This window comes from Pelobacter seleniigenes DSM 18267 (assembly GCF_000711225.1).
GTDB classification, from domain to species: domain Bacteria; phylum Desulfobacterota; class Desulfuromonadia; order Desulfuromonadales; family Geopsychrobacteraceae; genus Seleniibacterium; species Seleniibacterium seleniigenes.
Genome location: NZ_JOMG01000005.1, coordinates 1 through 13,008, shown reverse-complemented (window position 1 = coordinate 13,008; position 13,008 = coordinate 1). Strand labels below are relative to the sequence as shown.

Genomic DNA, 13,008 nt, shown 5'->3' with positions numbered 1-13,008 from the left:
AACATCCCATATTATTTAGATGGAGGTGCTTCAATGTCGCTATCCAAACTAAACTTTTGCATTTTATCGTCACCAACTTTAGTCTGCTCAGTCACTGACAATTCAACCTTTTTATAGTAAGGTGAAGATTCCAGGTTTCTCATAAAGACCGCAACGGTCTTTTCATTATCTGCGACACCGGAAAGATTAATCCTTCCACCCTTTTCCGTAAATTTGGTCAGCCAGAGGTTATCTGGTAATGACGCACTTAATTGATCAAGCAAGTGTACAGGCCCTGTTTTGCCGGCTTTCAGGCTTTTCAGTACTGCCAGTTTTTTTTCCAGATCGGCTTTTTTCTGTTCATAATCCTTCACTTGGCCAATCTGCTTCTGAAGGTCTTTATTTTGCCTGTCAATATTCGCGATATCCGCCTCAACGCCATTGATCGCCGTCATTTTTTGGACATACAATGCACCGCAGCCAATGCAGACCAAAAGGATACACAAAAAGAAGATTGACAACTGGATACGAAGTCGTTCCTTTTTCTGCGCAGCTCTAACCGGGAGCAGGTTAATACGAATCATTTGTCACCCACCTTCCTCATTGCCAGGCCCGTTGCAACCGAAAACATCGGTCCGATAGCTTCGAGGTATTCCGCGTCAAATTCCTTCTGATTAATCGTCAAGTTTCGGAACGGGTTCACCCTTTCGATGGGTATGCCAAGGCGCTCCTCCAAAGTCTCCAGAACCTTATTCGATCCGGAAACTCCACCGGTCAAGTACACTTTAGAGATTCTTTCTTCGCTCGAGGTCGCAGAAAAAAAGTCGAGGGAACGCTGCACTTCCTGGATGAGGTTTTCAATGGCATCATTTAAAATCTCATCAATTGTTTCTTCTTCAACATCTCCGAAGTCACGCCGGCCTAGTTTGGCCTGCTCAGCTTCGTCACTACTAATGCCCAAGCGTTTTTGCAGCTCCTGGCTGAGCAAATTTCCGCCTGCCTGGATGTCCCGGGTAAAAACGGAAACCTCCCCTTTCAAAACATTCACGCTGGTCGCTGCCGCCCCAAGGTCAATAAGGGCAACAACTTCACCTTCGACAAAGCCATAGTTAAAATCGAACATGTTTTCGACCGCGAAACAGTCAATATCCATGACCATCGGTTCAAGACCAGCCTCCGTAAAAACCGCTAGGTAGTCGTCAACAAAATCTTTTTTGGCGGCGACCAGCATAACGTTCATCTGCGAAGGGTCCTTCTCATCCGGGCCAAGAATCTGAAAATCGATATTAACCTCAGAAATATCGAAAGGGATATACTGTTCGGCTTCCCACTGAATAGAAGCATCCAGTTCATCTTCCGTCATCAGCGGAAGAGATATCTTACGGATGATCACAGAATGACCGGACACTGATGTTGCAATCCGCTTGGTTTTGATTTTCATCGATGTCAACAAATTCTGGATAGCATCGATGATGGCAGCCGAATCCATGATCGTATTATCGACAATGGCCTCAGGACTCAGAGGTAGGATCCCGATATTCTCAAGGTGATAAGAACCGCGGGAAGGACGAAGCCGAACTATCTTGACCGCGCTGGAGCCTACATCAATACCAATAATTTCTTTTTTCGAAGCGAACATGCCTTATCCAGTCCGAAGAGAGCCCAAAGTAGCAATCAAAACAAGATCCTGAAGAAACCATCTTGAATCAACTATTCCGGAAACACCTTACCCCTATCAGCCAGCTGAAACCCCAATGCCAGGATGATTTTGCGCATCGTCTCCATACGACAGGGACAGCCGCGTTCAATTCTGGTGATAGTTAATGGCGAAACATCGGCTTTTCGAGCCAACTCAGCTTTGCTCATTAGCAAAGATTCACGAATTTCCCTGACATGATTTTGTTGCATCCAATTGACCTCATTATGCACATATATTCAAATTGTGCATAATTATAGGTCAATGAACATCATTGTCAAGATCTTTAAGTTAAAACCAATAAATCGTTACCAAAGAAAACAATATCAGTGCACCATCAATCCCAAGTACCAATGAATAAGGCGGGGTCCCCAAAACAAATTAACCAGCGCCGATAGCGCTAAAAATGGTCCGAAAGGAATTGCCAAACGGCTATTCCCTTTTTGTACCAACATCAATGGAACCCCAACTAATGTCCCAATTAAAGACGCTACAAAAACAATCGGCAGAATGGCCTTCCAGCCAAGAAACGCCCCGAGCATGGCAAGAAGCTTGATATCCCCTCCTCCCATACCTTCTCTTTTAGTCAGCAATTCATACAACCAGGCGATCGTCAGCAATACCCCTCCCCCAAGAACAATCCCCAACAATGAATCAAGCCAGGAAACCCAGGGAATAAAGAATGAGCAGATAAAACCGACGACAATTCCAGGCAGGCTGATAACATCAGGGATGATCTGATGGTCGAGATCAATGAATGAGATGACAACGAGTGCCGACACGAACAACCAATAAACAAGTGTGGCTGGAGTCAAACGAAAATAATAAAGGGTCAGCACAAACAACCCGCCCGACAGAAACTCAATGGCGGGGTAGCGTAACGAAATAGGTTTATGGCAAAAACCACACCGACCACGCAAAAAAAGATAACTTAGAATCGGAATATTCTGATACCAGGAAATCCTCTGCCCACAGGCAGGACAGGACGACGGCGGGTAAATGATGGATTTCTTTTCAGGAATACGAAAAATACAGACATTCAGGAAAGAACCAATAGCCCCCCCTAAGATAAAGGCTCCTCCAAAAAATACATAATAATCAAAAAGCCTCACCAAAAGCCTCTCTTTTCGCAACTTTTCATTTAGTCAGAATGACATTTTCCAATATCATTTCAAGAATATACAGAATTCTTAATTTTTTTCAACCTTTTTTATTGAAAGTATCCAATTCTTTTTTCAGGCCCCTGCACGATTCATTTGATTGCCGCAACTAACGTGAAGGCCCACAGGGGCAGCGTATTCCGGGACAATAGCTGACAATCTATCTTGCAAAGCACTAAAATGCAGGCCCGAGCATTCATCCACAAGTGACTCGATCTTGTCTTTCAATTCCTCATAAGGTCGGGACACAGAGTTTGCTATTTGTATTTTTACGTGCTGGGTTGGCAAGACGCCCTCATCAGCAAGCAGCAATTCTTCATGCAGTTTTTCCCCAGGCCTAAGACCGGTAAACACAATTTCGATATCTTCATAAGGCTTGAAGCCGCTGAGGCGAATTAACTCTTCTGCAAGAGTTACAATCTTAATAGGCTCCCCCATATCAAACAGGTATATTTCGCCCCCATGCCCCATGCTCCCCGCCTGCAGAACCAATTGTGAGGCCTCCGGAATCGTCATAAAAAACCGCGACACCTCGGGATGGGTGACAGTCACCACGCCCCCCTTGGCAATCTGTTCTTTAAAAATAGGGATAACGCTACCGTTACTCCCCAGGACATTCCCAAACCGCGTAGTCACATAGCTGGTTTTACTTCTGGCATCCAGTGCCTGCACATAAAGCTCCGCAATTCTCTTACTCACTCCCATGATACTGCTGGGACGAACGGCCTTGTCTGTAGAAATCATGACAAATTTTTCAACAGCATACCTATCAGACATATCACCAAGAACACATGTTCCGTTGATATTATTACGCAAAGCCTCGCATGGATTACTTTCCATCAACGGCACATGCTTATAGGCAGCAGCATGAAAAACAACCTGGGGCTTTAAATCTGCAAAAACTTCCTCCATTAAACTGCGATCACAAACACTACCGACAATCGGCCTGACAGATACATTGCCCGCGGTTTGGGCCAACTCTCTATCTATGTTAAAAGTTGCGGTTTCTGCAATATCCACCAAAACCAGCTCTGCTGGATGAAAACGCAAAACCTGTCGACAGATCTCACTACCAATGCTTCCTCCCGCACCTGAAATCAACACCCTTTTGGAATGCAAGTAATGACTGATTTCATGTTCATCAAGCCTGATAGGCGCCCTCCCAAGCAAATCTTCAAGATCAACATCCCTCGCCTGAAGCACCGAAACCCGACCATTGATGAGTTCACCAACTCCTGGCAGTATCTTGAAATCTGCCGAAGTTTGCCGACATAACCTAACAATTTCTTGAATTGTCCTGCCGCTAGCGGAAGGAATTGCGATAATGATTTGCTCGATTTGACGATCTTGTACAATGGTAGCGACATCAGCATGCCCGCCCAGGACCGGACACCCCAAAAATGTTGTTTTCTGTTTAAAGGGGTCATTGTCTATAAAACCAACGATCCCTAAACCAAGCTCAGGATTAGATTGAATTTCTCTGGCGATCATTTGCCCGGCATGTCCGGCTCCAAAGATAAGAACACGCTTTTTTTTCTGTAAATCGCTGAATTTCAAAACGGGAAAATACTGCTCTCGTACTGCCCGAGTCAGGAACCTCACACCGCCGATAAGCACAAAACAGATCAATCCATCCAAAAAAAGGACCGATCGTGGAATACCATCAAGGCGATACATTAACACTGCATAGATAACAAAAAGACAGGTCCCAATGACATTGGCTTTGAATATTTGCACAAGATCGGGCATGGACACATAACGCCACCACCCCTTGAAGCAACCAAAGTGCCAGAACAAAGGTAGCTTTATCAGAATGACCACAGGAAGAAGGGTCTCGAATCGAAACCAAAACGGCAGAGGAATATCAAAATCAAAGCGGATAGAATAGGCCAAAAACAATGCTGCCATGGTCAATAACGCAGTCATAAAAAAAATCAGCGTAAATCGATAACGCAGCACTTTTTCCTTCATTTACAGCCACTCCTGAAACAACTTCGTCTACGCCTCATCAGCTCCGTTGAAATTTTTTCCTGACCAACAAGTCACACTTGACATAGGTGAAAGAAATACACGCTATAGCAACACAAGGCCAGACAAATCCAAACTGCCCCAGCCATAAAATAGCCGCTCCGGCGATGAATTGCGCAATTCCATAGCCAAGGGATATTTTCCAGTGAGCAATTCCGGCTTCGTTGGCAAGCACCTGGTAAAAATGGCTACGATGAGGACGAAGCAGGCTTTGTTTACGTTTCAACCTAAACCACATCGAAGTCAGCTCATCCAGGTAAAAAAACAACATGAAGCTAGACATAACAACAAAATCAATAGCCGTCGCGGTAGTTAGCACAACAATTGCCGCAAATGAATACCCCAATAAAATACTCCCGACATCTCCCATGAACACCTTTGCAGCGGGCACATTAAAAGGCAAAAACCCGGCGCACGCAGCTACCATGGCGAAGCAGAGAGTAGAAACCCAACCAAAAACTGACTCATATTGATAAACCCCCAACAGGCTGAAGCTGGATATGCCAACAACGCCAGCGATTCCGTTTATGCCATCCATAAAATTATAGAAATTAGCAGTACCAACCAAGTAGGGAAGATAAATTGCGGACAACAATAGAAACAGCTCTCCAAAGCCATCCCCTCCCCTCACATAAGAACCAAACAACAGAACCATGCCAGCTAGAAATTGCGCAAACAATCGCACCTTGGTACTAAGTTCCGACCGATCATTTTGCAAACTAAGCAGAGACAAACCGGCCGCGGGCAGCCAAAAATAACCGGGAGCATTGTAAAGAATGGAAACCAGAATAAAAGCAAGAAGCAAACCGATTCCGCCGCCTTTTGCAATCGGGGTGTGATGGGAACTACGTGCAGAAGGGACATCGATCAAATTCAGACAATGCGCGTACCGGCTCACCAAGTAGGAACCAACAGAACCTAGCATAAAACAAAGCAGAAAAATCACAGGCGAAACCCTTTGCGCTTGTTCTCAATATACCACTCTGCTGTTTTTTGAAGACCGGCTGCAACTGTCAGCGGAGGCTCCCAGCCGAGCAATGTTTTCGCTTTTGAGATATCGACCTGTAAAGAACCGCACAAGCGGCTGAACTCATCTCTTTTACCCAATAAAAGGGAAAGCAGTGAAAGTATCGAAGGAGGCAAGGAAATTTGGCGACTGGAACGACCGAGATACCCAGCCAAAAACCCCACCAACTCCGATGTTGAAAGATCGTGGTTATCAGACACCAGAAAAAGCTGGTTTGCTGCAGCAGGATGTGTCAGGCAGGTTAGGATAAAGTCATTTAGATTTTCAAGCCCAATCAAGCTGCGCTTATTGTGGATAGCCCCAAATGGTAGCAGAACACCTTTATCGGCCCATTGCAGCATGCGTAAAAAGTTAGCTTTTACTCCCGGGCCATAAACCAGGGGCAGACGGATAATAACAACGTCCAACTCTGTTGAACGTGCTATATCCCATAAACCCTGTTCTGCTTCGTATTTGGAGATGGCGTAAGCATCTTGAGGGTTTACAACCGTTTCCTCAGAATAAGGCCGCCCAGTAGGAGACTCTTCACCAATGACTTTGATAGTGCTGAGGAAAATAAACCGTTTCACACCAGCGGCGGCGGCCTGCCTAGCCAAATTCAGAGTTGTCACGGTATTTTCTTCACGATATTTAGCTAAGTCCGCAACTGACTTCATTTGGTGAACACAGGCAGCATTGTGAATGACAAGATCAAATCCAGATAAAAACGAGAGCGACAGCCCGTTTATAAGATCATCAATTTGGGTAATATTCATTAGACGTGGAGAAAAAGCACTTTTACGGCGAACGAGTCCCTTCACATCTAGCGTGGAAACACCCCTCAAAGACTTAAGTAAGCTTGAGCCGACAAAACCTCCTCCAGCTGTAACTAAAATTTTCATCAATCCAGACGGGTCCTAGAGCGGGGATCAAATGGGCTCAATTTGTCATACATAAAATTTTGAAGTCTCCTGGGGAGTAGAGATCTAAAAAAAGGAACAAAACAAGCATATTTATTAAGAATAGGCACTTGCACATTCAGAGATTTTGCTACAGATTCACAACCACGATAACCGATAATCCCTTGCTGCCAAGCTGTCCCAGGGGTCTGCTTATTATGACCGTCCCTATCAAACCGATACTTCAGGAGAGGCTGAGGGATATTGGCAAAACGATATCCCATTTCAGCACAACGAAACCAAAGTTCATAATCCTGCCTTCGTCTCAACGAAGGATTGTAATTCCCCGCACTGATAATTTTTTCCTTTTTAAACATTACGGTCGGATGCAGAAGGGGGCATGCCCAAAGGGTTTTGATGATATCATTGTGATCAGTTGGCATTTCCCTTATTCTTTGGATTCGCCCAGAATTATCAATTTCCCACGCATTACTTCCAACAACATCAAGAGAGCTGTTTTGAGAAAACCATTCAAGCTGCAACAAAAATCGCTCCGCCACAGCGACATCATCTGCATCCATTCTGGCGACTAATTCATGCTTACATTGAGTAAGCCCTATATTCAAAGCTTTTCCCAGCCCCTCATTTCGGCTAATGCTTACTAAATTGAGCTTTTCACCAATAATCGATTTCCATTTAAGAAGCACTGATTCAAGATCTTCGGGCAAGAATCCGTCTTTAACAATAACAATTTCTTCAGGGGTGGCTATCTGCTTGGACCATATACTCTCTATTGATAGGTCAAAAAAACAGGGGGAATCTCCTGAGTAGACAGACATCAATACAGAAAATTTCATCCTGAGATATCCTGATAGTATAATTGCCGTTTGCCACTGAAAACAGAATCAAAGTACACTCTTTTCCCATCCGGAGAAAGGCGGGGATGAAGGTCGCAACGGCACTCCCCTGAAAAGTCGAAGCCATGCTTATAGCGTCCCAACTCGGTCACCTCACCTGTTTTCAGATTACCTAAAAACAAATGTTGCATCCGCGACTTATCGGGATAGGAATCAGTAACAAATTTATTTCCACAACAATGAGGATGTCCATCCCCAAACCTGTCCAGAAAATGATTTAAGAAACGCTTAAATTCGCCAGTCACACAGTCAATTAACCAATAACCATCCAAGCCCCCAGGGCCTCGTAAATAACCAAAAATCGTTTTAGTATCTACCCAGCAACAATGACTAACCATCTCATTGTCTGCTAACAGCTTCAATTTCTCAGACTTAACGTCCAAGAGAAAAAGCCTATCAAATCGACGTTTTTTATAATAGTAACGATGTATAAAAATGGCGGATTGCCCATTTGGAGAAATCATAATGTGATTAATTTCGTGAAAGCACTCGGGAAATAATTTTTGTTTTTTTATCTGACATATACTCTCTAATGTTTTAATTAATTTTATACGACCGGTATCGTAATCAACTCTCCAGATACCATCATCTTCTAAATTATGAAGCTGTTCTGATGCTAGACCTTCTAAATTACGGTAACCGTAATCGGGACGAACACTCATGACACGTGAATAGTTTATTGACAAAAAATAATCAGACCTAAAAGCATCCTGAACAGGCAGTTCAAATCTTTTAACCTCAGATCCAGTTTTTACAGAATAAACAATCGCAATATACCTGTTGTCAATATCGTCATATTTGTTAAAAATGAAGTTGTCATTTGATATCCATTGAGCGCGTGCACCTTGCTGCCAATTATAAGCATTTAATGGAATATTAAGACAAGGGGCAATTTCATTTTCTAAATAAACGCTAAGAAATATTAATTGATTCTTAGATGGAATTTGGCGGGTATCATATGGAGACCGGCAACAAATCACGGAGCCAATGCTATTAACAGGGGATTTATCATAATATCCAAAAAAGTTCTCCAGATCATCATTTAAGACTTGACAAGCAGGGCCTAAAGAAGAGCTGCATTTACTACTCATGTACAATAAATAAATAACTCTCGAGTAGACAGCCTTAGTGATTCTTTTAAGAAAAGGGAAGTGTCCCAGCCCCCTAGCAAGGAATCTCTCAAATAAGCTAAAATTTGAATTCATCTAAGATTTATGATCCTCAAGTATTCTTGTTGATAATTTTCAGACATACTCTGGGCCGAAAACGTTTTCTCAACAGACCGAGATATACCCACTCTTGAAACACCAGAGAAAATAGTTGAAGCTTTAGAAAAAATTGACACAAGCTCATCCATTCCATTATTCAATTTAAAAAGTTTACATGCCTCAGGACACTCTTGTGCGATTTCTCGATGCGAGGGGATATCCGACAAAATAGCAGGCAGACCAGCGGAAAGAGCTTCAAGAACACTATTTGGCAAACCTTCTGAAAAAGAAGACGAAACAAAATAATCGGCCTTACTTAGGTATTCAACCACATTATCGACCTGTCCGGCAAAAATAACACTTGTACTAGTACTAGCTATGGATTTGAGCTTTTCCATATTACGCCCATCTCCTAAAATCAATAAGGTTCCAGAATTGAAGTTAGAGAACTGAACAAATGCCTTAACGAGCAATTCCATATTTTTTCGTGGAATAAGAGAGCCCATTGAGAGAAACACAGGTGGTTTTAATCCCCCATTCCGGAGAAAGATTTGTCCGGATGGCGACAGTAATTGAACTCCATTTGGTATAGCTGTCGATCTAATTCCTCTACCATGGAGACAATTTGCTATTGTCTTCGAGCAGGCGACCACATGAGAGCACCTCTTCATAGCAGACAAATGCCTAAAGGCCATCAGTCGCCCAAGAATCAATCCATACATACCAGAGTAGTCTACATAAGGGTCATTGCGACAAGTCAGTAGCCAAGGGATAGGTAATCTGGCTCGTGCTAACAATAAATCGGCTCTGAATCCTTGAGAGTGTATTAAATCCGGATTGAATTGATCAATTCTTCTACGCAACTGTGCCCCAGTAAAAAATAGGCCTTCAGCCCTCCTCAAACCTAATGATTCAATACGAGTACCTAGCTCCAAAAACATCTGCTGAAAGCTGTCGCCAGGTTCTGGAGATAGGGTCAAAATTAATGGGCTAAATAAGCCCCTCTCGCTGAACCGCAATAAGTTATACAGCTGTTGAGTTGGCCCAGATCTGCGCAGAGTTGACACTATGTACAAAATCTTTTTCATGGATTAATTAAGAAAAAAGGACACTTTCCAGCATATCAATTTGTCTCTCTACAGAAAATCTTTTTGCAGAAGTCCTGATTTTCTTTCTATTTAACTCTTTAAACCTAAGTTGAGCTAGAACATCGAGTGCCAACGAAGCATTATCGACAACAAAACCACTATCTCTACTGAGAATTGTCTCGCTCATACCGTGGCCTCCAAGGCACAAAACGGGACACCCACACATTTGAGCCTCTATAGACACCAAAGAAAAAGCTTCCCTTGATGAAAGTAACCAAAACAAATCAGCTGCAGAATAATAACGAGGTAACTCGTCCCGAGCCACAGGTCCTAAAAATCGAATATTATCAGAAACATTTCCCTGTGCTGCTTGAACTTTCAGTGTTTCTAGATCTGGGCCATTTCCAGCAACAATCCAAAAGAACCGATTGGGACCTTGAGACAATTTTTCAAAAAGGTCCAGCATGACGAAAAAGCCTTTTTCTTTAACAATACGCCCAACAGAAAATAGTAAAATTGTGGAGCGAGGAATTCCCAGGTCACTGCGAACGTCTGACAGTGTTGGCCTGAACATGGAATGATCTACTCCATTAGAGACAACCTTTATTTTCTGTATATCAAAATCGGAAGGAAGATATCTAACTATCTCATTTTTTAAAAAATAACTAACAGAAATTATTTTATGACACTGTGATAGGAATTTTTTGTATTTTTTTCTTAGATAGAAAATCTTGAAAAATATAGATGGTTTTATAAAGAACTTATTGCACTCAGATCCATGAAAATAGACAAAGCACCGAGAATGAATATTTTCCCCAAAGAAAGACAGAGAAAAGACCAATGCAGCTCCGACATCATTAATAATGATAGTATCAAACTTTCCAAGATCCATTAAACGTAATTTCAAAGCGAAAAACAACACCCAAAACTTACTGCCTCCAGGGACACCAACTATATTTATTTGGTGGCTTTTTTCCAAGCAGCTCCCAGCAATCCTGGTCAAAACGGTGACCTGATGACCTCTGCCCGCTAGAGACTCTGCATTCTGTCTGGCAACCATACCAGCTCCTCCAAGCATAGGAGGATATTCCTGAGAAACAATTAAGATTTTCATTTTATCCTTTGGTAAAAATGCCAGATTTTTTTTTGAATAGAGCTCGGGAAAAAAGCATAAACCAATAAAAGAAGATATCGAACCGGGTTGCCGGTAAAATAATAATAATTACATTTTTCAACCGTTAATTCACCTATTGAAATACAGTAAATTAAGCCATGAAAAATATGGTAATTTGAAAATTTTTTAAGATTAATCTTCTTTTTAACGTCAGAGGCCTTTGTCAACTTTTTCCTACAAAAATGAAATATTGGGTTATTCTCAACCTGAGGATGAGTAATTTTAGTGACCATTGAATCATTACGATGGTAATAAGAAGTAACCAATGAGGTACAAACAATCTTATCGGCTTTAGAAATAAGTTTTGCCCAAGTCATAACATCGCCTCCACGATTATAGATACCACTTGGGAATTCGTCCTTTTCACTCAGAAAACCTCTCCTAATAGCGATTACATTTGTATGAACGGGAGACCGCCCACGGGACGAGAGCAAAAGAAATTGATCAAAATTAATGACCAACTCTTTCTTTTTTTTATATTTCGCAGCAAAAGCACATTTTTTTACAATAGCCCCCCAAGAATCAAACCAACTCGTCGAAACCAAATCTGTCGAGTAACGAACCGTTAAATCATGAACTTCATACAAATGATTTTTACACCATTCATCATCTGCATCAAGAAAACAAATCCAAGAACCTCGTGCTTTCTGGATTCCGTAGTTACGCGCTGCATACCCTCCAGGACCAGGAACGTCTCGATATAATCGCCGTATCCGCTGATCATTTATACTCTGGATTTTCTCTCTACTTCCATCAGTTGAAGCATCATCGACTATTATTAACTCAAAATCTTGATAACTTTGTTCCAGTACAGATTTTAAACATCGAGAAATAGTTGACACTTTGTTATAGACGGGAACGATTACTGAAAAATATATGTTCATAAGTAGAAAATTAAGAGTGACGAAATAATCCTACATCAGCCCTAAATCCTTTCATAAATAAAAAATCGGTGATAAGGATTTTCTCTAACTCGATACGTTTTAAGCAATTTCCATTCAGAAAATGAAAAATCATCGACAATCCTTCTGAGAGAAAACTGTTTCTTCCCTATTTCCCAGTAATGTTCGCCATCAAACCGATGAATTTTTCTAAAAAAAGAAGGCCTCGGAATAAAAAAGTCAATTTCACCTAACTTGGGAATATAAAGTTGATACCTCCAAACTTTATTAAAATCTGGAATACTTAGCACTATATACCTTTTACTAACTCTTGAAATTTCGTGAAATGCTCTGATTGCATCAGCATAAGGCAAATGTTCAAGAACCTGAAATGCACAAACAATATCATAACTATCATCATTAAAAGGCATGCTTATGACAGATCCAATATAATCAGGATTTAAGTCTTTATCTATATCAATAGTCTCAATAACTATACCAAATAATGAAATAACAGATTTAAATATTCCAGATCCAACACCGACCTCAAGAACTTTATTTGGTTTTAAAGATATAACTTCATCAATCTGATGCCAAATACTATTCCATCGAGGCTTATTAACATATTCATGAAATTCGTAATGAGTTTTATCAACCTGCCTATAAAATTTCATATCTTTGTTCCACGCTACTAAAATTAAATCTTTTTACTACAAGAAAGAACCCAAAGGATCAAACAAACATAAGAGATAACTCCAAAAGAAGAAAATAGCGCTAAAGCAATCAAATCATTTTTAAAATAAATGAGCCCAGCACATAACGCCACAACCTTAAACCCTGTACTAAAAACTTCATAAAACAACAACCCTCGCTGAAGAGTTAAAGCTGGAATGGCTGCAACTACAGGCTTATTTAGATATTGGAAAAAGAACCAAGCTGAAAGCAACTGAGCGTAATGTCCAGCCATCATCC

Annotated in this window: 13 protein-coding genes and 1 pseudogene; all 14 read right to left on the bottom strand. The window is 41.6% G+C overall.

From position 1 onward, the window contains the following. Nucleotides 1-11: 11 nt before the first annotated feature. Nucleotides 12-563, bottom strand: coding sequence for a PilN domain-containing protein (locus N909_RS0121335; RefSeq protein ID WP_029918138.1), 552 nt, complete (start codon nucleotides 561-563; stop codon nucleotides 12-14). Next, a complete protein-coding gene (gene pilM / locus N909_RS0121330) occupies nucleotides 560-1,618 on the bottom strand; it encodes a type IV pilus biogenesis protein PilM (protein ID WP_029918137.1) in 1,059 nt (352 codons plus the stop codon). The genes N909_RS0121335 and pilM overlap by 4 nt, the downstream gene beginning before the upstream one ends. Before the next feature lie 71 nt (nucleotides 1,619-1,689). Further along, entirely contained in the window at nucleotides 1,690-1,887 is a 198-nt protein-coding gene (locus tag N909_RS0121325; protein ID WP_029918136.1) for a helix-turn-helix transcriptional regulator, read from the bottom strand. Nucleotides 1,888-2,001: 114 nt separating this feature from the next. Next, nucleotides 2,002-2,790 carry a prepilin peptidase gene (locus N909_RS0121320; protein WP_029918135.1) on the bottom strand — a complete coding sequence of 263 codons (789 nt, stop codon included), beginning with the start codon at nucleotides 2,788-2,790 and terminating at the stop codon, nucleotides 2,002-2,004. Between the two features lie 120 nt (nucleotides 2,791-2,910). Next, nucleotides 2,911-4,806: a polysaccharide biosynthesis protein gene (locus N909_RS0121315; protein WP_051690028.1), complete on the bottom strand. Its 1,896-nt coding sequence runs from the start codon at nucleotides 4,804-4,806 to the stop codon at nucleotides 2,911-2,913. A gap of 37 nt (nucleotides 4,807-4,843) precedes the next feature. Continuing rightward, the gene (locus N909_RS0121310) at nucleotides 4,844-5,809 is read right to left on the bottom strand and encodes an MraY family glycosyltransferase (protein ID WP_051690027.1); all 966 of its coding nucleotides are present in this window, start codon (nucleotides 5,807-5,809) and stop codon (nucleotides 4,844-4,846) included. After that, nucleotides 5,806-6,771, bottom strand: coding sequence for an NAD-dependent epimerase/dehydratase family protein (locus tag N909_RS0121305; protein ID WP_029918132.1), 966 nt, complete (start codon nucleotides 6,769-6,771; stop codon nucleotides 5,806-5,808). The genes N909_RS0121310 and N909_RS0121305 overlap by 4 nt, the downstream gene beginning before the upstream one ends. Beyond that, on the bottom strand, nucleotides 6,771-7,625 hold the full coding sequence (locus tag N909_RS0121300; protein ID WP_051690026.1) for a glycosyltransferase: 855 nt from the start codon (nucleotides 7,623-7,625) through the stop codon (nucleotides 6,771-6,773). Before N909_RS0121300 ends, N909_RS0121305 begins: the two co-directional genes overlap by 1 nt. Beyond that, nucleotides 7,622-8,890, bottom strand: coding sequence for a TolB family protein (locus N909_RS24130; RefSeq protein ID WP_029918130.1), 1,269 nt, complete (start codon nucleotides 8,888-8,890; stop codon nucleotides 7,622-7,624). The genes N909_RS0121300 and N909_RS24130 overlap by 4 nt, the downstream gene beginning before the upstream one ends. Next, nucleotides 8,887-9,981 (bottom strand): glycosyltransferase, encoded by a 1,095-nt coding sequence (locus N909_RS26605; protein WP_029918129.1) that lies wholly within the window; start codon nucleotides 9,979-9,981, stop codon nucleotides 8,887-8,889. The genes N909_RS24130 and N909_RS26605 overlap by 4 nt, the downstream gene beginning before the upstream one ends. A gap of 7 nt (nucleotides 9,982-9,988) precedes the next feature. Beyond that, nucleotides 9,989-11,095: a glycosyltransferase family 4 protein gene (locus N909_RS0121285; RefSeq protein WP_029918128.1), complete on the bottom strand. Its 1,107-nt coding sequence runs from the start codon at nucleotides 11,093-11,095 to the stop codon at nucleotides 9,989-9,991. Further along, nucleotides 11,092-12,039 carry a glycosyltransferase family 2 protein gene (locus tag N909_RS25435; RefSeq protein ID WP_084167865.1) on the bottom strand — a complete coding sequence of 316 codons (948 nt, stop codon included), beginning with the start codon at nucleotides 12,037-12,039 and terminating at the stop codon, nucleotides 11,092-11,094. The genes N909_RS0121285 and N909_RS25435 overlap by 4 nt, the downstream gene beginning before the upstream one ends. A gap of 41 nt (nucleotides 12,040-12,080) precedes the next feature. Continuing rightward, nucleotides 12,081-12,710, bottom strand: coding sequence for a class I SAM-dependent methyltransferase (locus tag N909_RS0121270; RefSeq protein ID WP_029918126.1), 630 nt, complete (start codon nucleotides 12,708-12,710; stop codon nucleotides 12,081-12,083). Between the two features lie 23 nt (nucleotides 12,711-12,733). Next, nucleotides 12,734-13,008, bottom strand: a pseudogene (locus tag N909_RS25915) (lipopolysaccharide biosynthesis protein); the annotation flags it as partial.

Coding starts and splice junctions, on each gene's coding strand:
- N909_RS0121335 (WP_029918138.1), bottom strand. CDS start 563: ATGATTCGTATTAACCTGCTCCCGGTTAGAGCTGCGCAGAAAAAGGAA.
- pilM (WP_029918137.1), bottom strand. CDS start 1,618: ATGTTCGCTTCGAAAAAAGAAATTATTGGTATTGATGTAGGCTCCAGC.
- N909_RS0121325 (WP_029918136.1), bottom strand. CDS start 1,887: ATGCAACAAAATCATGTCAGGGAAATTCGTGAATCTTTGCTAATGAGC.
- N909_RS0121315 (WP_051690028.1), bottom strand. CDS start 4,806: ATGAAGGAAAAAGTGCTGCGTTATCGATTTACGCTGATTTTTTTTATG.
- N909_RS0121305 (WP_029918132.1), bottom strand. CDS start 6,771: ATGAAAATTTTAGTTACAGCTGGAGGAGGTTTTGTCGGCTCAAGCTTA.
- N909_RS0121300 (WP_051690026.1), bottom strand. CDS start 7,625: ATGAAATTTTCTGTATTGATGTCTGTCTACTCAGGAGATTCCCCCTGT.
- N909_RS24130 (WP_029918130.1), bottom strand. CDS start 8,890: ATGAATTCAAATTTTAGCTTATTTGAGAGATTCCTTGCTAGGGGGCTG.
- N909_RS26605 (WP_029918129.1), bottom strand. CDS start 9,981: ATGAAAAAGATTTTGTACATAGTGTCAACTCTGCGCAGATCTGGGCCA.
- N909_RS0121285 (WP_029918128.1), bottom strand. CDS start 11,095: ATGAAAATCTTAATTGTTTCTCAGGAATATCCTCCTATGCTTGGAGGA.
- N909_RS25435 (WP_084167865.1), bottom strand. CDS start 12,039: ATGAACATATATTTTTCAGTAATCGTTCCCGTCTATAACAAAGTGTCA.
- N909_RS0121270 (WP_029918126.1), bottom strand. CDS start 12,710: ATGAAATTTTATAGGCAGGTTGATAAAACTCATTACGAATTTCATGAA.